General features: G+C 61.4%; 19 protein-coding genes. 4 read left to right on the forward strand and 15 right to left on the reverse strand.

All coding sequences use genetic code 11. The annotated features are described in order from the left end of the window. From ACR0E6_RS14915 to ACR0E6_RS14925, 3 genes are all read right to left on the reverse strand, one after another. Entirely contained in the window at nt 1-1,992 is a 1,992-nt protein-coding gene (locus tag ACR0E6_RS14915; protein WP_170453841.1) for an ABC transporter permease subunit, read from the reverse strand. Beyond that, nucleotides 1,989-3,011, reverse strand: a complete 1,023-nt coding sequence (locus ACR0E6_RS14920) for a quaternary amine ABC transporter ATP-binding protein (RefSeq protein ID WP_480584733.1) — start codon at nt 3,009-3,011, stop codon at nt 1,989-1,991. The genes ACR0E6_RS14915 and ACR0E6_RS14920 overlap by 4 nt, the downstream gene beginning before the upstream one ends. Before the next feature lie 76 nt (nt 3,012-3,087). Then, nucleotides 3,088-4,029 (reverse strand): ABC transporter substrate-binding protein, encoded by a 942-nt coding sequence (locus tag ACR0E6_RS14925; RefSeq protein ID WP_170453845.1) that lies wholly within the window; start codon nt 4,027-4,029, stop codon nt 3,088-3,090. A gap of 181 nt (nt 4,030-4,210) precedes the next feature. On the opposite strand from ACR0E6_RS14925, the gene ACR0E6_RS14930 reads away from it, so the two are divergent. Next, nucleotides 4,211-5,014: a DeoR/GlpR family DNA-binding transcription regulator gene (locus tag ACR0E6_RS14930; RefSeq protein WP_480584736.1), complete on the forward strand. Its 804-nt coding sequence runs from the start codon at nt 4,211-4,213 to the stop codon at nt 5,012-5,014. Here ACR0E6_RS14930 and ACR0E6_RS14935 read toward each other — a convergent pair. The 10 genes from ACR0E6_RS14935 to hutI all read right to left on the reverse strand — a co-directional run bounded on the left by ACR0E6_RS14935 (nt 5,011) and on the right by hutI (nt 15,752). Further along, nucleotides 5,011-5,772 carry a methyltransferase domain-containing protein gene (locus ACR0E6_RS14935; RefSeq protein ID WP_480584739.1) on the reverse strand — a complete coding sequence of 254 codons (762 nt, stop codon included), beginning with the start codon at nt 5,770-5,772 and terminating at the stop codon, nt 5,011-5,013. The genes ACR0E6_RS14930 and ACR0E6_RS14935 overlap by 4 nt on opposite strands. Next, nucleotides 5,769-6,386 carry a pimeloyl-ACP methyl esterase BioG family protein gene (locus tag ACR0E6_RS14940; protein WP_480584742.1) on the reverse strand — a complete coding sequence of 206 codons (618 nt, stop codon included), beginning with the start codon at nt 6,384-6,386 and terminating at the stop codon, nt 5,769-5,771. The genes ACR0E6_RS14935 and ACR0E6_RS14940 overlap by 4 nt, the downstream gene beginning before the upstream one ends. Further along, nucleotides 6,383-7,669 (reverse strand): adenosylmethionine--8-amino-7-oxononanoate transaminase, encoded by a 1,287-nt coding sequence (bioA, locus tag ACR0E6_RS14945; RefSeq protein WP_480584745.1) that lies wholly within the window; start codon nt 7,667-7,669, stop codon nt 6,383-6,385. The genes ACR0E6_RS14940 and bioA overlap by 4 nt, the downstream gene beginning before the upstream one ends. Then, nucleotides 7,666-8,286 (reverse strand): dethiobiotin synthase, encoded by a 621-nt coding sequence (gene bioD / locus ACR0E6_RS14950; protein WP_480584748.1) that lies wholly within the window; start codon nt 8,284-8,286, stop codon nt 7,666-7,668. The genes bioA and bioD overlap by 4 nt, the downstream gene beginning before the upstream one ends. Then, nucleotides 8,283-9,416, reverse strand: a complete 1,134-nt coding sequence (locus tag ACR0E6_RS14955; RefSeq protein WP_480584750.1) for an 8-amino-7-oxononanoate synthase — start codon at nt 9,414-9,416, stop codon at nt 8,283-8,285. Before ACR0E6_RS14955 ends, bioD begins: the two co-directional genes overlap by 4 nt. Beyond that, nucleotides 9,413-10,393 (reverse strand): biotin synthase BioB, encoded by a 981-nt coding sequence (gene bioB, locus ACR0E6_RS14960; RefSeq protein WP_170453854.1) that lies wholly within the window; start codon nt 10,391-10,393, stop codon nt 9,413-9,415. The genes ACR0E6_RS14955 and bioB overlap by 4 nt, the downstream gene beginning before the upstream one ends. A 145-nt stretch (nt 10,394-10,538) precedes the next feature. Further along, nucleotides 10,539-12,221: a urocanate hydratase gene (hutU, locus tag ACR0E6_RS14965; protein WP_480584753.1), complete on the reverse strand. Its 1,683-nt coding sequence runs from the start codon at nt 12,219-12,221 to the stop codon at nt 10,539-10,541. After that, a complete protein-coding gene (gene hutG, locus ACR0E6_RS14970) occupies nt 12,218-13,012 on the reverse strand; it encodes an N-formylglutamate deformylase (RefSeq protein ID WP_170522681.1) in 795 nt (264 codons plus the stop codon). The genes hutU and hutG overlap by 4 nt, the downstream gene beginning before the upstream one ends. After that, nucleotides 13,009-14,547, reverse strand: a complete 1,539-nt coding sequence (hutH, locus tag ACR0E6_RS14975; RefSeq protein ID WP_480584755.1) for a histidine ammonia-lyase — start codon at nt 14,545-14,547, stop codon at nt 13,009-13,011. The genes hutG and hutH overlap by 4 nt, the downstream gene beginning before the upstream one ends. Next, a complete protein-coding gene (gene hutI / locus ACR0E6_RS14980; RefSeq protein WP_480584758.1) occupies nt 14,544-15,752 on the reverse strand; it encodes an imidazolonepropionase in 1,209 nt (402 codons plus the stop codon). Before hutI ends, hutH begins: the two co-directional genes overlap by 4 nt. A gap of 80 nt (nt 15,753-15,832) precedes the next feature. Here hutI and ACR0E6_RS14985 point away from each other — a divergent pair, with 80 nt between their 5' ends. Together ACR0E6_RS14985 and ACR0E6_RS14990 are read left to right on the forward strand one after the other, a co-directional pair. Continuing rightward, nucleotides 15,833-17,197, forward strand: coding sequence for a formimidoylglutamate deiminase (locus tag ACR0E6_RS14985; RefSeq protein WP_480584760.1), 1,365 nt, complete (start codon nt 15,833-15,835; stop codon nt 17,195-17,197). Nucleotides 17,198-17,271: 74 nt separating this feature from the next. Continuing rightward, nucleotides 17,272-17,973 (forward strand): GntR family transcriptional regulator, encoded by a 702-nt coding sequence (locus ACR0E6_RS14990; RefSeq protein WP_480584762.1) that lies wholly within the window; start codon nt 17,272-17,274, stop codon nt 17,971-17,973. Here the strand turns inward: ACR0E6_RS14990 and phnY are convergent. Continuing rightward, nucleotides 17,967-19,412 carry a phosphonoacetaldehyde dehydrogenase gene (gene phnY / locus ACR0E6_RS14995; protein ID WP_480584766.1) on the reverse strand — a complete coding sequence of 482 codons (1,446 nt, stop codon included), beginning with the start codon at nt 19,410-19,412 and terminating at the stop codon, nt 17,967-17,969. The genes ACR0E6_RS14990 and phnY overlap by 7 nt on opposite strands. 76 nt (nt 19,413-19,488) lie before the next feature. After that, complete coding sequence (locus ACR0E6_RS15000) at nt 19,489-20,454, reverse strand: LysR substrate-binding domain-containing protein (RefSeq protein WP_170453865.1); 966 nt, start codon at nt 20,452-20,454, stop codon at nt 19,489-19,491. A gap of 359 nt (nt 20,455-20,813) precedes the next feature. On the opposite strand from ACR0E6_RS15000, the gene ACR0E6_RS15005 reads away from it, so the two are divergent. Then, entirely contained in the window at nt 20,814-24,551 is a 3,738-nt protein-coding gene (locus ACR0E6_RS15005; protein WP_480584770.1) for a beta strand repeat-containing protein, read from the forward strand. Nucleotides 24,552-24,557: the final 6 nt, after the last annotated feature.

The raw sequence follows: 24,557 nt of genomic DNA on the forward strand, positions 1-24,557 counted from the left end.
TCAACTCTCCAGTCCAAAGCGGATGCGGGCCTGACGGGCGCTGGCGTTGATCAGCCGGTCGGCGATGATGGCGATGAAGGCAATCGACAGACCGGCCACCAGACCCCGGCCTGTATCGGCCTTGGTCAGCGCGATATAGACCTCTTGCCCCAGATCTCGGGTGCCGACGAGGGCGGTGATCACCAGCATCGACAGCGCCAGCATGATGGTCTGGTTGATGCCCAGCAGAATCTCGGGCAAGGCCATCGGCAGACGGATATGGCGCAACAGTTGCGCACGGGTGCAACCCGAGACCAGACCGGCCTCAATCAGTTCCTCACTGACGGAACGTACTCCGTGCGCGGCATAGCGCACCGCCGGGGCCAGCGCATAGAGGACGATAGCGATCAGGGCGGTGAAATCGCCGACCCGGAACAACATCACAACGGGGATCAGGTAGACAAAGCTGGGCAGGGTTTGCAGCGTGTCGATCAGCAGGTTGATGACCGTCCCGGCCCGTTTGTTCAACGCCGCCAGCACGCCCAAAGGCACCCCGATCAGCGTCGCCAAAATCACCGACGCGCCGCACAGATAGACCGTCACCATCGCCTTGGACCACAGACCCGACACAAGGATCAGCGAGGCCATGCCACCGCAGAGCAGCGCCAGCCGCCAGCCGCCTGCGTGCCAGCCCAGCAGGGTCAGCATCGCGATCGCCCAGGGCCACGGGATGCCCAGCAGCACCGTCTTGATCGGGATCATGAACCACGTCAGGAAAAAGACCTTGATCGCCTCGAACATGTCGAAATAGTTGACGTTCAGGTATTCGACCGTGTTGTCCCAGAACGCGCCCGTCGTGATGGTCTGACCTTCGGGATATTCCAGCAGCAATGGCGAGAACTGGCCCAGCACCCATGTCAGCACCAGCAGGATCAGCACCAGAACCGTGCGGCGATGGCGCGCGATCCACGCGCCCAGCTGTTCATGATGCACCTGCCCCATGCGCTCGGCGAAAGCCTGGCTCAGTCGATCAACGGCAATGGCCAGAACCACGATGGCAATCCCTGCCTCGAACCCCGCTCCAATATCCAGACGGCGCAGCGCGGCGAGGACGTCGAACCCCAGCCCTCCGGCCCCGATCATCGAGGCGATGATGACCATGTTCAGCGTCAGCATAATCACCTGATTGACGCCCACCATCAGGCTGTGACTGGCCGAGGGCACCAGCACGCGCCACATCAGCTGCCGCTGGGTTGTACCTGCCATGCGGCCAAAATCCAAAATCTCGGGGTCCACGCCCTTCAGCGCCAGCGTCGTGATCCGCACCATCGGCGGGGTGGCGTAGATGATCGTAGCAACCAGCGCCGAGATCGGACCAAAGCCGAACATGAACAGGATCGGCACCAGATAGGCAAAGATCGGGATCGTCTGCATCAGGTCCAGAATGGGTGAGATGATCTTTTCGAACAACGGATGGCGATAGGCGAGAATGCCCAGCAACAGCCCTCCGCCTGCGCCAATCGGCACGGCGATCAGGACTGACGCCAGCGTCACCATCGCACTGTCCCATTGTCCAAAGACGGCGAGATAGATGAAACAGGCCCCGACCAGCGCGGCCAGTCCCCAATCGCGGCAGTACTGACCCAAGGCAATCACGGCGGTGATCACCACGATCCAGCTGATCGCGGGCAGGATGATCTGCGCGTCATTGCCCTGACCGCTGACAAACCCATCGGCCAGCAGGGCCAGCACCAGATTATAGGGTTGCTCGATCAGCCACGCGATGGCGCGAGTGACATCGGTGAACGAGACCTGGCCAATCGCGGCATCCTCGATCAGCCAGGTCATTGCCGACGAAATATAGGTCTTGAACGGGATCACCCAGGCCGAAGGGAATTTGGTCAACCAGCGCGCATCCAGAGCCTTGCCCAGATCGCGGCCGAACCAACCCAGCAGGACCGTGAGCAACACAAGCGACAAGATGACGATCTGGCTGCGGCTTGGGCGGATCATGCGGCGTCCCCGTCACCGAACAGCACATGCGCCACCGCCTTGCGGTCGATGGCTCCGACGATCTGGCCGGTATCGTCTGAAACCGGGATCGGCGCATCGGCGGCGATGATCCGTTCCGCCACGTCCGAGACGCGGGTGGATTGCGGGATCGGGTCGCCCTCGCCCTCCGCGCCGGGGGTCATCACCCCGCCAACGGTCAGAACCTTCGAACGGGGTATATGTTTCGTAAATTCAGCCACATAATCGGTGGCCGGGTGCATCACCAGCTCTTCCGGGGTGGCGATCTGGATCACCTCGCCGTCCTTCATGATGGCAATGCGGTCGGCCAGACGGACGGCCTCTTCGAAGTCGTGGGTGATGAAGACGATGGTCTTGTGCAGCCGCTCTTGCAGGCGCAGAAACTCATCCTGCATCTCGCGCCGGATCAGCGGATCGAGGGCCGAGAACGGCTCGTCCAGAAACCACAGGTCCGGTTCGGTCACCAGCGAGCGGGCGATGCCAACGCGCTGCTGCTGACCGCCCGAAAGCTCGCGCGGATAATAATCCTCGCGCCCTTTCAGCCCGACCAGTTCCACCACATCGCGGGCTTTGACCTCGGCCTCAGCCCTGGGTGTGGCCTGAATGGTCAGCGGGAACATCACGTTCTGCAAAACGGTCAGATGCGGCAGCAGGGCGAAATGCTGGAACACCATGCCCATCTTGTGGCGGCGGATCTCGATCAACTCCTTGTCGCTGGCGCGCAGCAGATCGGCATCGTCAAACAGAACCTCTCCGCCCGTGGGCTCGATCAGCCGCGACAGGCAGCGGACCAGAGTGGATTTGCCCGAGCCGGACAGGCCCATGATGATGAAAATCTCACCCTCAGCGATGTCGATATTGGCGTTTCGCACCGCGCCGATCACACCCGCCTTTCTGATGTCATCAGCCGACGGGTTCGGATTTTGCCGCAGCGGCGCATCCGCATTCGGACCGTAGAGTTTCCACACGTTACGGCAGGACAATTTGGTCTTGGGGGTCATCTGGGACGTCCGATTGAAAGGCCGAGTAAGCCGGAGCGGTTGGGGAGAACAGGGTGACCGCTCCGGCCAATGCAGATTACTTGGAGATCCAGCCAGACCAGCGGTCTTTATTGGCCCCCATCCAATCTGCAACAACGGTATCAATCTCGACACCGTCCAGATCTGCCTTGCCGACCATCGCGCTCATCTCATCGTTATTGATGCTGTAGGCTTCGATGATGTCATACGCACCCGGCCATTTTTCCTGCAAACCGGACCAGGCCGCCTTCCAGATCGGGCCGCGCGGCTTGCCGCAGTCATAGGCCAGATCGGGATTCACCCCCACGGACGGATCGGCGTAGCATTCCGGGGAAAACGGCGGGAATTCAACGAATTCACCGTCGTATTTTGCCGGTGCCCAATGAGGAACGTAGACCCACAGCATGATTGGATCTTCGCGCTGATAGGCGGATTCCAATTCGGCAAACAAGGCCGCATCGGTGCCCGCGTGGACAACCTCGAACTCAAGCTCCAGCGCTTCGACACGCTCTTCGTCGAACCCGCCCCAGGTCACAGGACCACCTACATAGCGCCCGTTTGGCGCGGTTTCGGCGGTGGCAAATTCCTCGGCGCAGTCTTTCAGCGCCTCCCAGTTCGGCAGGCCAGGGCAGCGGTCTTTCATGTAAGTCGGATACCACCATTCCTCGATCGCCATCAGCCCGGTTTCGCCCACATTGACCACATTGCCCGAGGCTGTCGCCTCATCCAGCGCCTCGCGCCCGGTGGTTTCCCAGATCTCCATCGCCAGATGCAGATCGCCGGTTTTCAGACCCGCAAATTGGGCGATGTAGTCGGCCTGCACATATTCGACGTTATACCCTGCCTCTTGCAGGATCGAGCCCATGATCTTGGTGTTGATCAATTGCCCTGACCAGTCATGCAGCGTCAGCTTGATCGGGTCCGAGGATTCCACAGCCCCCGCCGAGGTCACGCCCGCAACCGCCAAAGCCAATACGCTAAGTCCCAGTTTGAGTTGCATTATACCATCTCCCTGTCGTGGTTTTTCTTTGTGAATCGGTGGTATTATTGAAAGACGACCACATTGTGGGGTTTTGTGTCAATAAAAACCACGTTAAGCCACACAATTACTCTCAAGTTAAAACCTAACCGCGCAAATTCTGGCAATTTCGTTGCTTTATGTGGTAGTTGTGGTACCCCTAGTGCCAACTACTGCCATCACCATGGACCCAATGAACCTGAAAACCACAAATCAGCGAGAAGATGAGATTTTGCGCGCCCTGTTCCGGTCGGGCGGATCCTGTCGGGTCAGCGTGCTGGCCAATGAACTTGGCGTGACGCTGGAAACCATCCGCCGCAATGTGCGCAATCTGGAAGAGCGCAGTATCGTCCGCAAAGTCCATGGCGGCGTTCATCTGGTCGAAAACCTGCTGGAACCTTCGCTGGAAAGCCGGTTGGACAGCAAGGTCGACGCCAAGGAAAAGCTGGCCAAAGCCGTCGCCGAGATCATCAGTGACGGGGATTCCCTGTTCCTCGATATCGGGTCGACGACAGCCTATGTGGCGCAGGCCCTTCGGGATCATAAGGACCTGTTTGTGGTGACAAATTCAGTTGTCGTGGCCAACACGCTGGCCGCGCATAACAACAACCGCGTGTTCATGGCCGGGGGTGAGTTGCGCCCCCACGACGGCGGCGCGTTCGGGGTGGAAGCGCAGGAGTTGATCAGGCGATTGAACGTCCGCTTTGCGATCCTGTCGGTTGGGGCGGTAAACGCCGATCTGGGCTTCATGCTGCATGATTTGCAAGAGGCCAACCTGGCGCGGATCGCAATCGACAACGCTCAGGTGCGTGTGGTGGTGGCCGATGGCGAAAAGCTGGGCAAACGGGCGCCCGTGACGCTTGAGGTTCCGACGAAGATCAACCTGTTTTTCACCGACACCCAGCCGTCGCAGGGCATTCGCGACATGTTGGCCGAGAACGAAATCGATCTGGTGGTAAAGGATTAGCCTTCGCGTTTCTGGGCAATGATCCAGACCGGATGGTAGGTCAGCGGCACACCCTGCCCATCGCCGAATTCTGTCCAATAGTCCTGTTCGAACCGGGCCAGCGTTGATTTGGTCCAGGCACGTTGCGCGCGACCGTTCACGCCGGTGTTGCGCAGGTGCCGCAGCACGTCGCGCGGGGTGGCAAAGTAGGAGGGCCGCAGGCTCTCACCGGCGGATTTGACGATCAGTACATCTTCGATAGCTGCGCGCATTTCCTCCGCCCCACACAGGCCCGGTGCCTGCGCAGCGGATCCGATCTGCCGCAACTCCTGATACTGTTTCGGGCCGAAACCCGATACGGCTAGCCAACCGCCGGGGGCCAGAGCCTTGGCCGCTTTGCGCAACAGATCAGCCGGGTTCTCCATCCACTGGATCATCGAGGCAGATACCAACAGATCGATATGCGCGGGCCAGGATACCTGCCGCGCATCACCTTCGACAAACCCGGCATCCACCGCATGTGCCGTTTCGCGGGCCTGCGGGGCGATGTCGTTCAGGCTCAGGTGATCAACCGAGAACTGCGCGCGCAACAAACGGCTCAGATGACCGGTGCCACAGCCCAGTTCGAAGCCCGCCCGATACCGTTTGGGCGCGCCCAGCCGGTGTAACTCGTCCACCAGCTTCTCGGCCACCCAGGCCTGCTGGTTTGCCGCATCGTGATAGGTGTGAAAACTGCGGCTGAAACTGCGTTGCACCTTGTCTGTTAGATGGGCTGTCATGCAAACCACCCCGCCCAGCTTTGACCCGCCGCAAACGGGACATGAGGGGTATCGACGCGCCGGACAATGTCTGACCGATCCGCCCATGCGGCCTCTTGCGCGGTGGTGGGGATCACACGATCCCGCTGCGGTATCCAGATGCGGTCAAAGCCGGGATCGTGGGCCGCGCCCCTGTCGATCACGGCAAGCAGTTCGGCACGTGCGGCGGCAATGTCCAGCGCGGGTGCCTGCCCAATCAATCCGGCCCGGCGGCAGAATTTGGTGAAACTCGCCTCTGACAAGTTGGTCGCCGTTGCGCGGATCAGGTCGGGTGCGATGCCAAATTCGGCGCTGGCCGGGTTCAGCGTCCCGCTGACGGCAACCAGCCGGTCAGGCCGGAAACCGGTCTGCGCCAGCCAATGCGCTGCCGAGGCAACCCCGAAAGAAAACGCCAAAAGGCGAACGCGATCAAACCCATCCAACGGTAGTGGCGCATCGATTTGCGTGTAATCCTGAACAAGCAACAGGTTGTCCGCATCGGTCAGACCATCGAAAGGCGCAGCCCCAAGTGCCCAGCCCCCGAAGACAAGGGTCAGGTCGGTCCCGTCCAAGCGTGACAGCCACTGATGCTTCACTGCGCACCTCCGGCCAGCGCGACCATGGCCGCCGTGACGCGGCTCAGGTCATCAGCCGAGATGATGTAAGGCGGCATCGTGTAGATGTTGCGCGCAAAGGGGCGCAGCCAGACGCCGGTTTGCGGGGCAAGGCGGTGCGCGACCCGGGGATCAACCGTATCCTTCATCTCGATCACACCAATCGCGCCCAGGACCCTGACATCGGCAACACCCGGCAAGTGGCGGGCGGGTTCCAGTTCAGCCCGTATCTGGTTTTCGATGGCAGCCACCTGCCCGGTCCACTGACCTTCGGCCAGAAGGCTAAGGCTGGCCGAACCCGCGACACAGGCCAACGGGTTGGCCATATAGGTTGGACCGTGCATGAACACACCCGCCTCGCTGTTGCCGATGCCATAGGCGATCTTCTCGCTGGTCACCGTCGCCGCGAACGAAATATGCCCGCCCGTCAGCGCTTTGCCCAGACACAGGATATCCGGTGTGACACCCGCATGATCAATGGCAAACAGCTTGCCGGTGCGGCCAAAGCCGGTTGCGATCTCGTCAAAGATGATCAGAACGTTGTGGGCGACACACAAGGCCCGCGCCGCGCGCAGCCATTCGGGGTGATAGAAATACATCCCCCCAGTGCCCTGCACGACGGGTTCAAGGATCAGTGCCGCAAGCTGGTCGCCCTTTTCGTCAAGCAGGCGTTCCAACGGCTCAAGCCCGTTTTGCGCCGAATCCTCAGGCCAGTCTTCATCCAGCCGCACATGCGGACGCGGCAGGAAGTGCTGGATCGACAAGGCACCTCGGAACAGCCCATGCATCCCGGTGACCGGGTCACAGACGCTCATCGCTTTCCAGGTGTCGCCGTGATAGCCGCCCCGCACGGTCGCAAACTCGACCTTGCCGGTGCGGCCATGCGCCATCTGATACTGCACTGCCATTTTCATCGACACTTCGACCGAGACCGAGCCGCTGTCGCAGTAGAATATCCGGTCCAACCCCTCGGGCAGCATGTCAACCATCCTGCGCCCCAGATCGATGGCCGGGTGATGGGTCAGACCGCCGAACATCACATGCGGCATCTTCTCCAGCTGGTGCTGCATGGCCGAGGTGATATCGGGGTGCTTATGCCCATGGATCGCGCACCACCATGAGGACATGGCGTCGATCATCTTCGCCCCGTCTTCGCGGTACAGATACACCCCCTCGGCCCGGTCGATCAGGTGCATCGGGCCGGGATCGGCCACGTTGGTATAGGGGTGCCACAGGTGGCGGGCGTCAAAATCCAGCGGAGTCATAGCGCCCCCCGGATGGCATCGACATCGATGGCCTGGAATGCGTTGGCCAGAGCGTCACGCGACAGGTCGGGCAGCATGGGCAGACGCCCCAGATGGCGCACATCGCACATCTGGACGATGGTCTGTTCCACATCCGGCTCGGGCTCACCCACAAAAGCCACGCCCACCACGCGGCACCCTGCATTTCGCAGCGCCATCAGAGACAAAGTGGTGTGGTTAATCGTGCCCAAAGCGGTCCGCGCGACCAGTACAACCGGGGCCTCCCATTGCGCGATCAGGTCCAGATAGAACAGCTTGCGGTTCAGCGGCACCATCAGGCCCCCTGCCCCTTCGACAACCAAGGGCCCGTCAACCTGCGGCAGAGACAGGCGCTTTGCATCGATTTCCAGCCCCATATCCTCGGCGGACAGGTGGGGCGAGGCGGGCATGTTCAGGCGATACGCCTCGGGCAGAACCTCGGCACCGGACAGGTCCCGAACGATGTCGGTGTCAGTCGCGTCTTCCAGCCCCGACTGCACCGGCTTCCAGTATGTCGCACCCAAGGCAGCGGTCAGCCCGGCAGAGAAGACGGTTTTGCCGACACCCGTATCGGTGCCGGTGACGATCACCGCGCTCATGCGGCCTCCGATTGCTGTTGGGCCAGCGCGGTGAACAGGGCCGAGATGTCGGCATGATCCACATTGCCGGTGATCGAGATCCTCAGGCGTGACGTGCCGCGCGGAACGGTGGGCGGGCGGATGCCGCGCACGTCAAAGCCTCGCTCTTGCAGGGCCAAGGCCATAGCCATCGTGCGCGCCTCATCGCCCAGAATGACCGGGATGATCTGGCTGTTCAGCGCGGTTTCGGCGACGCCCTGCTGGCGCGCAACCGAATGCGTATGGCGAATGCGGTTCTTCGCGGCCTGTATCAGCCCTTCGTCCGAGACCAGCGCCTGCAAAGCCGCGCGCACCAGCGCTGCATTCAGCGGCGAAGGAGCGGTTGCGAAGATGAACGGTCGTGCGCGGTTGATCAACGCGTCGATCATCACCCGAGGTCCGCAGATCACCCCCCCGGCAACACCCAACCCTTTGCCGCAGGTGTGCAATGTCAACAGTTGCGCGTCCAGATCATGCGCCAGACCTTCTCCGTGCGCGCCATAGACGCCAGTGGCGTGCGCTTCGTCCACAACGAGAACCGCATCGAACTCCTTTGCAAGGGTCGCGAAGTCCGATAGCGGGGCAAGATCACCCTCCATCGAATAGACACTTTCGACGGCCAGCCAGATTTGCCCGGTGCCCCCTGCCGCGCGCCATTCTGCAGCCACCGCCCAGGCATCGCTTACATCATTGTGCCGGAACGATCGCAGATCCGCGCGGCTGGCGCGCATCCCTTCATGGGCGCTGGCATGGACCAGCGCGTCGTGCAGAACCAGATCATCTGCCGCCGGAAGGGTGGAAAAGATCGCCTGATTGGCCTGAAACCCGCCGCCCATGAACAGGGCAGCCTCGGCACCGAAAAACGCGGCGGCCTCATGCTCCAGCACTTCGTGTTCGGGGTGGTTGCCGCGCAGCAGGCGCGACCCGCCGGACCCCACTGGCACGCCACGCGCCACCGCGTCCTGCGCGGCGTCCCGCAACAGTTGCGAGCTCGCCAGCCCCAGATAGTCGTTCGACGCAAAGTCCAGCCCTTTCGCCGCCGCCAAATGGCGACGACGATGGCGCGCATCCAGCGTGCCAAGCATCGACTCCAGCCGATCGACTGCTGTCATTCGGCAGCTTCCGTCTGCGCGTGATCTTCTGCCGTCTCGGGCTGAATACCCAGCTTGGCGAACAGGATCGAATCCACATCCTCTTCGGGGTTTTCGGCCGTCAGCAGCGTCTCACCCACAAAGATCGAGTTCGCACCGGCAAAGAAACACATGGCCTGCATCTCATCGCTCATGTCGCTGCGACCGGCGGACAGACGCACATAGGATTTCGGCATCAGGATCCGGGCCAGAGCGATGATCCGCACAAACTCAATCGGGTCAATCGGCTCGGCATCGGCCAGGGGCGTATCCGCCTGCGGCATCAGCATGTTGATCGGAACCGAATCCGGTGCGGGCTGCATGTTGGCCAGCGTCAGCAACATGTCGATGCGGTCGCCCGAATGCTCACCCATGCCCAGAATACCACCCGAGCAGACCTTGATCCCGGCTTCCTGCACCCGGTTCATGGTGTCGATCCGGTCGCTGAAGGTGCGGGTGGTGATGACTTCGGAATAATAGCGTTCCGACGTGTCGATATTGTGGTTGTAATAGTCCAGCCCGGCATCGCGCAGTTGTACGACCTGAGTGTCATCCAGCATGCCCAGCGTCATGCAGGTTTCCATACCCATCGCCTTGACGCCTTCGACCATGGCGACCAGCGCAGGCATGTCGCGGGGCTTGGGCTCGCGCCACGCCGCCCCCATGCAGAACCGCGTCGCGCCGCCATCCTTGGCTTTCTTCGCCTCGGCCAGAACGCGCTGGATCTCGATCAGTTTCGACGCCGGCAGGGTCGAGCCGTTGCGGGCCGATTGCGAGCAATAGGCGCAATCCTCGGCGCAGCCGCCGGTTTTGATCGACAACAGCTTTGAGGTCTGGACCTTGTTGGGATCAAAGTTCTCGCGATGCACGGTTTGTGCCCGGAACAGAAGATCCATCAACGGAAGGTCATAGACAGCTTGCGCAGTTTTGCGGGTCCAGCCGGAGTGGGGGATGATCATTTTATCTATAAAATTTCCTGCAGCTTGCGTTGCTTTGGAGTTATTATCGATAAAATGTGTTGACGCAACACTCTATACGCCAATCACCCCAATATGACGCATCGTCTTTCTGTGACGATCTCGTACGCAATTGAGAAACAGGGTGTCAGCCCAAAATGCCCGGCAGCCGCAACCCGTGATCGCGCGCGCAGGCTTTGGCATCCTCGTACCCCGCATCGGCATGCCGCCAGACACCCGAGGCCGGATCGTTCCACAGGACCCGCTCAAGGCGTTTTGCGGCCTCATCCGTACCGTCGGCGCAGATCACCACGCCCGCGTGCTGGCTAAACCCCATGCCAACCCCGCCGCCATGGTGCAGCGACACCCATGTCGCCCCTGAGGCGGTGTTGACCAGCGCGTTCAGTAAGGGCCAGTCGCTAACCGCATCCGAGCCGTCCTTCATCGCCTCGGTCTCACGGTTCGGGCTTGCGACCGAGCCCGAATCCAGATGATCCCGTCCGATCACCACGGGGGCTTTCAACTCGCCAGTGCGCACCATTTCGTTGAAGGCCAGACCCGCCTTGTGGCGGTCGCCCAGGCCGATCCAGCAGATGCGAGCGGGCAGGCCCTGAAAGGCGATCCGCTCCTGCGCCATGTCGAGCCAGTTGTGCAGATGGGTGTTCTCGGGGAACAGCTCTTTCATCTTGGCGTCGGTCTTGTAGATATCTTCCGGGTCGCCCGACAGCGCGCACCAGCGGAACGGGCCGATGCCACGGCAGAACAGCGGGCGGATATAGGCGGGGACAAAGCCGGGGAAGGCAAAGGCGTTTTCCAGCCCCTCATCCTGCGCCACCTGACGGATGTTGTTGCCGTAATCCAGCGTCGGCACGCCTGCGTTCCAGAAATCGACCATCGCCGCCACGTGTTGTTTCATCGACGCGCGCGAGGCTTTTTCAACCGACTTGGGATCGCTTTCGCGCTTGTCTTTCCACTGCGCCATGGTCCAGCCCAGCGGCAGATAGCCGTTGACCGGATCATGGGCGCTGGTCTGGTCTGTGACGATGTCGGGGCGCATGCCGCCTTCCTGCATCCGCCGATAGATTTCGGGGAAGATTTCGGCTGCGTTGCCCAGCAGGCCGACCGATTTCGCCTCACCCGCCTTGGTCCAGCGGTCGATCATTTCCAACGCTTCGTCCAGCGTCTCGGCCTTCTCATCCAGATATCTGGTGCGCAGACGGAAATCGATGCTGTCCGGGTTGCACTCGACCGCCAGACAGCAGGCCCCGGCAAAGACCGCCGCCAAAGGCTGCGCGCCGCCCATGCCGCCCAAACCGCCGGTCAGAATCCACTTGCCGGTCAGGTCGCCGTCATAATGCTGACGCCCGGCCTCGGCAAAGGTCTCGTAGGTGCCCTGAACGATGCCCTGCGTGCCGATATAGATCCACGACCCAGCGGTCATCTGGCCGTACATCATCAGACCCTTCTTATCGAGCTCGTTGAAGTGATCCCAGTTCGCCCAATGCGGCACCAGATTCGAGTTCGCGATCAGCACCCGAGGCGCATCCGAATGGGTCCGCACAATCGCCACCGGCTTGCCGGATTGCACCACCAGCGTTTCATCCTCTTCCAGATCCTTGAGGCTGGCGACGATGGTGTCGAAATCCCTCCACGTCCGCGCCGCGCGGCCAATGCCGCCATAGACCACCAGCTCATGCGGGTTTTCGGCCACGTCCGGGTGCAGGTTGTTCATCAACATCCGCAGCGGAGCCTCGGTCATCCAGCTTTTGGCGTTCAGTTCAGGCCCGGTGGGCGGGTACACGTCACGGGTGTTTTTGCGAGGGTCAGTCATCGGGCAAGCTCCAATGCGGTATCGTGGATAGCGTCGAGAATATCTTTCAACCAGCGGCGCAGGCGCGTGGCTTTGCGTTCGTCATAGGACCACGGCGGGCGCTCGGCGGTCAGGTAGGTGGATTGGGCCAATTCCATCTGAATGGCGTGCAGCCCCTCGGCAGGGCGGCCATAATGGCGGGTCGTCCAGCCGCCCTTGAACCGCCCGTTCAGCACTGTGCCATAGGGCGATGAGGCCGCAAACTCATGGGCGATGGCCTCAATCTCGGGCGCGCAGGTCGTGCCGTTATTCGTGCCCAGGTTCATGTCCGGCAGCGTTCCGTCAAACAGGAAGGGGATATGACTGCGGATCGAGTGGCAATCATACAGCACCGCAACACCGTGGATCGCCTTGACCCGCGCCAGTTCAGCCTCAAGGGCGGCGTGATAAGGCGCGTGGAAGGCGGCGCGGCGCTCTGCGATGTCTGCCTCGGACGGCGGATCATCCCAGATATCCTGCCCGTCAAAATCCGTCAGCGGCACCAGCGTCGTGGTGTTCTGTCCGGGGTAAAGCGACACGCCCGACGGGTCGCGGTTGGCGTCGATCACATAACGATGGAAAGTGGCGCGCACCGTTGTGGCACCGGGCAGCAACCCGTCATAAAGCTGATGGATATACCAGTCGGTATCGGCCAGCCCCCTGCCCCGGTCATTCAACCTGGCCTCGATCTCGGGCGGAACATAGGTGCCGGTATGAGGCAGGCCCAGCACGATGGGGCTGTCGCCCCGCGTGACCTCAACCGGATCGATCATGCGCCAAGCTCCGGCATGTCTATGCCTGTGCCATGGGCAATCTCACCGCGGGCAATCAGAGCATGGGCGGCTTCGATATCCGGTGCGGTATAGCGGTCGTCGCCCAGGGGCGGCACCACCGCGCGCAGCCGGGCCATCACGCACTGCAGGGCCTCGCTGGTGGGCAGCGGCGCGCGGAATTCAACGCCCTGCGTAGCACAGAGCAGTTCGACCCCAAGAATGCGTTCCAGATTGGTCACCATCTGTCCCAGACGCCGCGCGCCATGGGCGGCCATCGAGACGTGATCCTCCTGATTGGCCGAGGTTGGCGTTGAGTCCGTGACGCAAGGATTGGCCAGATGCTTGTTCTCGCTCATCAGCGCGGCCGTAGTGACTTCGGCAATCATCAGGCCCGAGTTCAGCCCCGGATTGGGCGTCAGGAAGGGCGGCAGATCAAAGCTGAGCACCGGATCGACAATCAGCGCGATGCGGCGTTGGGCAATCGCCCCGATCTCGGCCACGGCCAGCGCGATCATGTCGGCGGCAAAGCCCACCGGTTCGGCGTGGAAATTGCCGCCGGAGACGATCAGCCCGGCCCCGGACAGGACCAGAGGGTTGTCGGTGGCGGCATTTGCCTCGATCTCCAGCGTGGTGGCCGCCTGACGCAGCACATCCATCGCCGCGCCCACCACCTGCGGTTGGCAGCGAATGCAATAAGGGTCCTGAACCCGTGTGTCGCCCTCACGATGGCTTTCGCGGATCACCGACCCGGCCAGCAGCGCGCGCATGGTGGCCCCGGCCTCGATCTGGCCGCGATGGCCGCGCAACGTATGGATTTCCGGTTGCAATGGGGCCGTGGACCCCATGATCGCATCCGTGGTCAGCGCCGAAGTCACCAACGCGCTTTGCGCCGCCTGCCACGCACCAAACAGACCCGCCAGCGCAAAAGCGGTCGAGAACTGCGTGCCGTTGATCAGCGCCAGCCCTTCCTTGGGGCCGAGTTCCACCGGGGTCAAACCGGCGGCGATCAGCGCCTTGTGGCCGGGCATCGCCTCGCCGCCATATTCGGCTTCACCCGCACCCATCATGACGGCGGCCATGTGCGACAGCGGCGCCAGATCGCCCGAAGCGCCCACCGAGCCCTGTGCCGGGATCACCGGGGTGACGCCTTTGTCGAACATGGCTTCAAGCAGGTCGATCAGTTCCAACCGCACACCCGAGGCACCCCGTCCTAGACTGAGCAGCTTCAACACCATCATCAGCCGCGCGACCGCGCGCGGGATCGCCGGACCCACTCCGCAGCAATGAGACAGGATAAGATTGCGTTGCAGGGTCGCGGTATCCTCAGCGGCGATCTTGACGCTGGCCAGTTTGCCGAAGCCGGTATTGACCCCGTAAACCGCAGCCTCACCCGCCGCCGCCTCGGCGATGCGCGCCTGCGCCGCTTCGATTCCGGGGCGGCAGGCAGGGTCCAGCCGCACCGCGCATTCCTCGCGGTAAACCTGTTCCAATTGCGCCAGCGAGACAGCGCCGGGGGTCAGTGTCAGCGGGGTCAAAATGCACCTCCGATGATGCGGGCGTGAAGCGGGTTGAAGCTGATGCGATAGGCGAGTTCCGCCGGGTGCGAGACGTTCCAGACCGCGAAATCGGCGCGCAGGCCGGGGGAGATCTGGCCGCAATCGCTCAGACCCAGCGCGCGGGCAGCGTTGGTGGTGACTCCTTGCAATGCCTCTTCGGGCGTCATGCGAAACAAGGTGCAGGCCATGTTCATCGCCAGCAGCAAAGACGTCATCGGGGCAGAGCCCGGATTGCAATCGGTCGCCAGCGCCATCGGCACATTGTATTTGCGCAGCAGGTCGATCGGCGGGGCCTGTGTCTCGCGCAGCGTATAGAACGCTCCGGGCAGGATGACGCCCACGGTGCCTGCCTCGGCCATGGCCTGAACGCCGTCTTCATCCAGATACTCGATGTGATCAGCGGACAACGCGCCATATGAGGCGGCCAGCTTTGCACCACCCAGATTGGACAGTTGCTCGGCGTGAACCTTGATCGGCAGACCAAGCTGCTGCGCCACATCGAACAACGGCACCAACTGGTCGGGCAGGAAGGCTATTCCTTCGCTGAACGCATCCACCGCATCGACCAGACCCTCGGCATGGGCGGCACGCAGGGTCGGAATGCAGATTTCGGCGATGTAATCTTTGGGCCGACCGGCATAGTCCGCAGGCACAGCATGGGCACCCAGAAAACTGGTGACAACCCGCACCGGGCGGTGTTCGGGCAAAGCCCTGGCCGCGCGCAGCATGGTCAACTCGGTTTCGTGATCCAACCCGTAACCCGATTTGACCTCGATCACCGAAACGCCCTCGGCCAGCATCGCGTCGACGCGGGGTAGCGCCTGCGCGATCAGGTCATCGACACTGGCCGCTCGCGTCGCCTTCACGGTTGAGATGATGCCACCCCCGGCCCGCGCGACCTGTTCATAACTGGCCCCGTTCAGGCGCATTTCGAATTCGGCCGCGCGATGGCCACCATGCACCACATGGGTGTGGCAGTCGATCAGTGCTGGCGTCACCAAACGGCCCTCCAGTGAGGTTCTGGGCAGCGCCGAATACTGGGCAGGCAATTCCGTCTGAGCACCAACGCAAACGATCCGACCGCCCTGAACGGCAATCGCGGCCCCATGGATCAGCCCGTACGCGGCCTCACCCACCATGGTCGCGGCATTCAGATCGGTGAACAGGTGGTCGCGGGCCTGCATTCGAATCCCTCTCGTGAAATTCTCTCTTTTCTGGTACAGGTGTTTGTGTTTTATGTCTATCCATAAAGCCGGAGGCAAATATGACCACCATATTCGCAAACCGCGCCCTGCTGGCGGATGGATGGGCCGAAAATCTGCGGCTGGAGGTTCGGGACGGGCGCATTTCACGCCTGACACCAAACGCGGCGGCCATGCAGGGAGACACCCGCGTCGATACTCTGCTGCCCGCGCTGTCCAATCTGCACAGCCACGCCTTTCAACGCGCGATGGCCGGGATGACCGAATACCGTTTGGCGGGTCGCGACAGTTTCTGGACCTGGCGCGAGCTGATGTACCGCTTTACCGCGCATCTGACCCCGGATCAGGTGCAGGCCATCGCCGCGCTCGTGTATCTTGAGATGCAGGAGGCCGGATATGCCGCAGTCGGAGAGTTCCATTATCTGCATCACCAACCCGGCGGGCAGCCCTATGACCGGCTTGCCGAACTCAGCGACCGGATCATGGCTGCCGCTGGTGAGACTGGGATCGGGCTGACCCACCTGCCGGTGCTATACAGCTACGCGGGCGTCGGGGAAAAACCTCTTGAGGCCGGACAGGCCCGGTTCGGCAATGATGTGGACCGGTTCTGTGCGTTGGTCGATCAGGCGCGCGACGCGCTTGGTGAACTGCCACCGGACTGCCGAATTGGAATTGCGCCGCATTCCCTGCGCGCCACATCTCCCCACGATCTGGCACAGGCTGTGGCAGCGCAAGGCACTGGTCCGATCCACATCCACATCGCCGAGCAACCCAAAGAGGTGGCCGAAGTACAGGCCGGTCTGGGCGCGCGCCCGGTAGAATGGCTGCTGGCCAATGCCCCCGTCGATGCCAATTGGTGCCTGATCCACGCCACGCATATGACCGAGGCCGAGACCCGCGCCATGGCCGCCAGCGGGGCCGTCGCAGGCCTGTGCCCCATCACCGAGGCCAATCTGGGTGATGGTCCGTTTAACGGCCCCACCTATCTGCAAGCCAATGGGGCCTTCGGCGTGGGGTCAGATTCCAATGTGCTGATTTCCCTGACCGAAGAACTACGCACGTTGGAATATTCCCAGCGGCTGCGTGATCTGTCGCGCAATGTGCTGGTTGTGGGTGAAGGCTCGGTCGGGCAAACGCTCTATTGCGGCGCGGCCATGGGTGGCGCGCAGGCTTTGGATCGCGATGCAGGACAGATCGCCGAGGGCAAGCTGGCCGATCTGGTCGCCATAGACAGTCAAGACCCGGCGCTGTGTGCACTGCGACCCGATCAGGTGCTGGACGGGCTGATCTTTGCGGCCAGGGACTCGGTCGTGACCGACCTTTGGTCCGCCGGGCGGCATCAGGTGCGCAACGGTCGCCATATCCATCGCGACCAGATCATCGCCACTTACCGAACCGCGATAGCGGGGCTTTTGTCCGCGCTGTGATTAGGTTGATAGCTTTGCATCCAGATTTAATCCGGACATAATATGAATAAAGGCAGATATTAAGTGAGCAACCCGTGACCGTGCCAAAGACAATGGGCTTTCAGGACATCCGCGACGAGGTTCTGAACCGCATCCAAACCCGCATCTGGCCACAAGGCAGCCTGTTGCCGACCGAGTTGGAACTTGCAGCCGAATTCGGTTGCGCCCGCGCGACGGTCAACCGCGCCTTGCGGGAACTGTCCGAGCAAGGGATCATCACCCGCAAGCGCAAGGGTGGCACGCGGGTCGTGACCACTCCGGTCAAGCAGGCCAAGCTGCCGATCACCGTGGTTCGCCAAACCATCGAGGATATGAATGCCGAATACCGCTATGCTCTGGTCAGTCGGACCCTGATTGATTGTCCCGCATGGTTGCAGGCCAAGCTGGGTCTGGCCGAGGGGGCTCAGGTCCTTCACCTGCACTGCATGCACCACGCCGACAACCGCCCCTTTCAGTTCGAGGAACGCTGGATCAATGTCGAGGCGGTCCCCCATGTGGTGGACGAGGATTTCCTTGCAACCGGACCCAACGAATGGCTGCTGGCCGAGGTGCCCTTTTCAAACGCGGAGATCGCCCTGTCGGCGGTTCCGGCCACGGGGCACTTGCAAGATTTCCTGTCCGTCCCGCCCGGAACGCCCCTGTTCCAGTTGGAGCGCACGACATGGTTTCAGGCCAAACCGGTGACATTCGTGCGCATGACGTTCCATCAGGGATACCAGATGCGAACCACTTACTGAGGCCAGGGCAGCGAGTAGGTTTTGACATTGGTGAAGAACTTCATCGCTTCGATGACGCCTTCTTTCACACCATTGCCGCTGTCCTTTATTCCCCCGAACGGAGACATCTCGATCCGGTAGCCCGGTTGCTCCCAGATATTGCAGGTGCCGACGTGCAGCCCGTTGATATAGGCAATCGCGCGGTTCAGATCATTTGTGCAAACGCCCGAGGATAGGCCAAACGGTGTGCCATTGGAAATCGCCATCACCGCTTCATCGTCGTCGGGAACACGCAGGATGGGGATGATGGGGCCGAAGGTTTCCTCCATCACCAAGGCGCTGCCATAAGGCACGTGATCAACCACGATTGGTGGCAGTAAGGCCCCCTGTCGTCCGGGGTGATACAGAACTTGCGCGCCCTGCCGTTCGGCATCCATCACGCGGGTTTCAAACAGCGCCGCAGCCTCGGCATGGATCACGCAGCCCAGTTCCGTTTCCGGGTCCTGCGGGTCGCCGAAACGGATGGCTTTGGCCTTGTCCAGCACGAAGGGCACAAAACGATCTGCCACGCTGTTTTGAACCAGAATACGTTTGATGGCGGTGCAGCGTTGCCCGGAATTGCCCGTTGCCCCGGCAACCGCGATGGCCGCGGCCCTGTCCAGATCGGCGTCGCCCAGATCGTTCAGCACGATCAGCGGGTCGTTTCCACCCAGTTCCAAGGCCTGCCGTTTGTACCCCGCCTTGGCCGCGATACTTTTGCCGACGGGAACGCCCCCGGTGAAGGTAATGATGTCGATATGGTCATTGGTGACCATCTCATCCCCGATCTCTTGCGGCCAGCCCGTGACAACCTGAAACATCTCGGGCGGCAAACCGGCTTCATACAGAATGTCGGCCAGGCTGAGCGCGGTCAGGGGGGTCAGTTCGGTCGGCTTGCAGACCATGCAATTATTCGTCGCAATCGACGGCGCGATCTTGTGGGCGACCATGTTCAAAGGGTGGTTGAACGGCGTGATCGCACTGATCGCGCGGACGGGTTCGCGCTTGGTGAAAATCTTGCGGGCCTTGCCGTTGGGGGTCAGGTCGCAGGAAAAGACCTCGGCATCATCGCGCAGCGCCTCAGAGGCAGCGAACTGAAACACATCCTGCGCCCGTTTGGTCTCATAGATCGCGTGCTGATGGCAAATCCCAAGCTCCAGCGTCAGCCATTTCGCGAGGTACTCGCGCCGCTCACCGATCAGGTCACCTGCACGCTGCAAGATCTGACTGCGCTCATAGCGGGTCAGGTGGGGTGTGTAATTGGCGGCAATCTCGAAGGCCTGCCGAACGTGATCGACCGTGCCTGCGGGAACAGTGCCGACGACCTTGTTCGTGTAGGGATAATGAACCGGAATGGTGGCCTCAGAGAACACCACCTGCCCGCCGATGCGCATGCCTTCGTTCCGAATGTCCACTGCCATCTGCCTACCCCAATTGCCACGGGTCAACGGATAGAACTGCCCTCCGCCCTGCGTCAACAATCGGTTTCGAGAAAACTCAGGCTTGGGCAAGTGCGGGGCACTGCCCCTGATCGGCGGGAAGCTCGGACCGATAGGTCGGAATAACCCCAACCGGCGGCTTTTCCCGGATGTATTCCCCTATCCGCGCCAACATCGGTTTTCTCGGGCAATTGGGGCGTGTAGCAGCCCCCAGATCGCGCAGATGACCGGGCGCGTCGAACGGAATAAAGCACAACGGCCAGTTGTCGCGCTTGAATTGTTCGGCCGCCAAAGCCGAGACAATGGTGCAGTCATCCGAATGGCAGATATGGCGGCAGATCGTTTCGAACCGCAGGGCAGTCAGGTCAAAGCGCTTGCTGATCCGGGTTGAGGGGTCATGTTTGGGCAACCGCTCCTCAAGCTCATAGCCAAAACTGTGCGGCAGGCGGATGAAATCATGCGGCGGCACGTCTTCCGGTGCGATCGAGGGTAAGGTGCACAGCGGATGCCCCTGTCGCAGCGCCAGAAACAGCGGCTCGGACCAGATCGAGGTGAAATCCAACGCGGCACTATTGTTGATCTTGGCCACCAAAGCCATGTCCAGCGCATGATCTTCGACCATTTGCAGCATGTTCTGCGGCAGGTCCTCGATCATGGTGACACGCATGCGCGGGAACAACGTGTTGAACAGCTCTGAGAAATACTGCGTCAGATAGGGGGCCAGCGTGGGGGTCATGCCGATGGTGAAGGGCACAGCCTCGGGGTCGCGGAACTCGGTCGCGGTATCGCGGATCTTTTGCGCGTCGGCCAGAATGCGCGCTGCGATGTCCACGATCCGCGCACCGCAGGCGGTCGGGCGTACTTCATTGTTCAGCCGCAGGAACAATTCAGTGCCAAGCTCGTTCTCCAGCTTCTTGATCTGGTTGGACATCGCCGGCTGAGACACGTTGCATGCCTGCGCGGCCTGACTGAACTGACCGTGCTTGGCAATCGCAAGGACGTATTCCAGATCACGGATATTCATTTTGGCAAACGTCACAATTGGAAATGGGAACAATCATGCCGTCAAAATACGCCTGAGGGGCCGGATTCAGAAGACCTGCGCCCGAAATCCGGGGGGATAAACGCTCACTTCCGTTAACAAATCTGTCAACTTTCGAAAATGAATAGGGCAAACCGCGTGGCGTGTATGCGTGAAGCGCCTTGTTTTTCGGGGTTTGAAGGTTTCAGACCTCACGCGTTTTGTGACTATTTGCATCGGTTATAGCCCCGATTTGGACCATGAATTTCCGCCGCCTCGGGGTGGGGCCTACTCCTTTGATGCGTCGGCTGCCCAAGCATTCGGGCCGCCTGCACCACGCAACAAACCTGACGGAGTGACCCATGCTGTCCCAATTCGTAGAAAGCCTGCGCGCCCGTCTCTTGACCACGTCAACCCTGGCGCAAGAGACGACCCGCGACGGCCAAACCCTTTTCAACAACTTCTTCCAGAGCACGGTGGTCGATGACACACCCGCTTTTGTTCTGGCCAATGATTTCTCGCGCCTGCTGAACTTTGGCGAGATCGTCACCAACAACGCCGTCGCGGCTGTTCAGGCGCAGGGGCAGGATGTTGACATCTTCAACTTCCGCTCGGGCGTGATCGACGCCAATAGCGGCCCGGACGCGCTGGCAACCGGTATTCAGGTCACCGGCAGCGCCGCAGTGCGCAACTTTGGTGCAATCTCGGGCGACTTCAACGGTGTTCAATTCCTGGGCGCAGACAGCTCGGGCAGCCTGGACAATTTCCGGGGCGGCGTGATCAGTTCCGACAGCCGTGCCGTGGACATTCAGGGCCAAGGCATCGATGTGCGCAATTTCGGTGACATCCTCGGCACCGGCGACCAGCGCAATGGCACGATCTATACCAACAGTACGGCCGAGGATATCTCGATCTCGAACTTCGCGGGCGGGACCGTGGATGCCGGTGAAGGCAATCAGGGCGCAGGCGTTTCGCTTCAGATCGGTGATGAGATCGGCGACCGTGTGGAAACCGATGTATTCAACGGCTTTGGCGCGACCATTCAGGGCCGGGGTCAGGCGGCGTCGAACACTGCGCTGGCGGGCGACGGCATCCGCATCGACAATGGCGCCGAAGGCACCATTCTGGACACCGAGATCGTCAACAGCGGCCTGATTTCTTCGGAAAGCACCCAAGGCACCGCTGCTGGTATCCGTATCGCTGACGGTGCAAACACCGAAGGCGAGATTCTGAACACCTCGACCGGTGTGATCGAAGGCGCTGCAAATGGCCTGTATATCGGTCAGGGCGCGCATGATCTGGATGTGCTGAACTTCGGCACGATCCAGTCGGACAGCCGCGCGGTGAACATCGACGGCACCGGTGTCAACCTGATCAACGGCGGCGACATCCTCGGCACTGACGATCAGCGCAACGGCACCGTTTATGCCGACGGGACCGCAGACGACTTTTCGGTCAACAACCTGGCTACCGGGACCATCGACGCTGGCGAGCACAATCAGGGCTCGGGCTTTGGTGTTGAAATCGGCGGAGCTGCGGACGGCGCGAACTCCTTCACGCTGGACAACGCCGGCACCATCCAGGGCCGTGGCAATGCCGCAGCAGGTACAAATGCTGCTGGTGACGGTATCCGGATTGGCAATGTTGGCAATGTCGGCACCACCGACGCGATCATCAACAACACTGGCACCATCGACTCGGAAGGCGCAAACGGAACTGTTGCGGGTGTGCGTTTCGTAAACGGTGTGTCGTTCCAGGGTGAGTTCAACAACTCGGGCGATATCTCGGGCGTTCAGAACGGTGTCTATTTTGGCAACCCGGTCGCAGGCGAAGGCGCGGATCACACCGGCGGTGTGTTCAACAACCTGGAAGGCGGAACCATTTCGTCGGACAGCCGGGCGTTCAACATCGATGGCATTGGCCTTGAAGTGAACAACGCCGGTGACATCGTCGGCACCGACAGCCAGCGCAACGGCACTGTTTACGCAGATGGCACCGCGCAAGACTTCACCTTCAACAACCTGGAAACCGGTGTTGTTGATGCAGGCGAAGGCAACGAAGGCTCGGGCTTTGGCGCTGAGATTGCAGGCGAGATTTCGTTCGAGCTGAACAACGACGGCACCATCCAGGGTCGTGGCAACGCCGCTGCAGGCACCAACGCAGCCGGTGACGGTATCCGCATTGGTAATGTTGGCAACGCCGGGACTTTCTCGGGCACCATCACCAACGCGGGCGTGGTCGCCTCGGAAGGGGCTAACGGCACCGTCGGCGCATTCCGCGCGGTGAACAACGTCAACTTCCAAGGTCAGTTGATCAACGAAGAAGGCGGTCTGTTCGAAGGTGGCCAGAACGGTGTGTACTTTGGCACCGGTGATCACACAGGCGGTTCCTTTGTGAACCGTGGCACCGTCACCTCGGACAGCCGCGCGCTGAATATCGATGGTGAAGGTCTGGAAGTTGTCAACGAAGGCGAAATCCTCGGCACTGGCAACCAGCGCAACGGGACTGTCTACGCTGATGGCACCGCCGACAACTACACCTTCAACAACTCCGGTCTGGTGGATGCGGGTGACGGCAACAACGGGTCTGCCGTTTCGCTGCAAACCGGTGACGTCTCGGGCGATGTGGTTTCGGCCGCGATCCTGAACGAAGGCACGCTGCAAGGTCGTGGCGACGCGGTCGAGGGCAATCAGGTCGGCGACGGTCTGCGCCTGTTCACCAGCCAGGATGATGCCTCTTTCGCCGGTGTTGTTGTCAACGAAGGCCTGATCGCAGGGTCCGAGGACTCGGACGCGGCAGCCGGTATTCGTATCGATGGCGGCCTGAACCTGCTGGGTGCGATCCTGAACGAAGGTGAGATTCGCGGCACGGTCAATGCAATCGACGCCTCGGACGCAGCCAGCGTGACCATCGTCAACGACGACGAAGGTGTGATCAACGGCAACGTTCTGCTGAGCGATGGCGACGACATCTTTGTCGATCTGGGTACCACCAACGGTGACATCGTTGGCGGCGCAGGGGATGACGTGCTGATCGCAGGCGATGGGGACAATGTTCTGACCGGCGGTCTGGGCAATGACTTCATCGACGGTGGCGACGGCATCGACACAGCCGATTTCTCGGATCTGGATGTCGCGGTCGAGGTTCGTCTGGACGCCAACGGCAACGGCACCGCCACACGCGATACGGGCTTCAACATCTCGGTCGTCGATGCGGTTGTCGCAGCACCGGGTCAGTTCGGGTCGGCTATCGAAGATGGCGCTCAGTTCGTGGAACAAGCGGTTCAGGGCAACCTGTACTACAACATCCACACCTCTGAGTTCCCGGGCGGTGAAATCCGCGGGCAACTGCTGGTCGATAGCGACGTGACCGAGAACGGCATCCGTACCGTATCTCTGAGCGGCGGTCTGGACGCGGCGCAAGAGCCTGGGCCGACCTCGGACAGCGACGCCACTGGTGACGCAACCGTTGTCATCACCCAGAACCTAGCGACAGGCGAGGTCACCTATTCTAGCGAACTCAGCGTTGTGGGTCTGAACGAAGCCGACCTGAACACGCCGATCCCGGGTGTTGTCTCTGCCATCCACCTGCACAATGCACCGGCGGGCGCGAATGGCCCGGTCGTGCAGGACACGCTGGTGGACGCGGGCGCCACGCTGGACGTCAATGCCGTGGGTGGCATCGGTGTCATCGGTCAGGACGTCATCGAGAACCAGATCGAGACAGACATCCTGCAATCCATCGAGAACGTCATCGGCTCGGACGATGGTGATGTGATCTTTGGCAGCGATCTGTCCAACGTTCTGAACGGTGGCGAAGGCGACGACCTGCTGAACGGTGAGGGTGGCGATGACATCCTGATCGGCGGCGCAGGTGCAGACACCTTCTCGTTCGGTTCGAACTTCGGCAACGACGTGATCCAGGACTTCGAAGTTGGTCTCGACCAGCTCCAGTTCGGTGACTTCGGTCCGGACTTCGGCGGCGCGCTGAGTGTCGCGCAGGATGGCAACGACGCTGTCATCTCGTTCGGAGGCGAAGGCTCGGTCCGTCTGGCCGGTGTCAACAGCACCGACCTGAGTGACGACGACTTCGTCGCGTAACCAACT

Source organism: Ruegeria sp. AP12 (genome assembly GCF_056540025.1).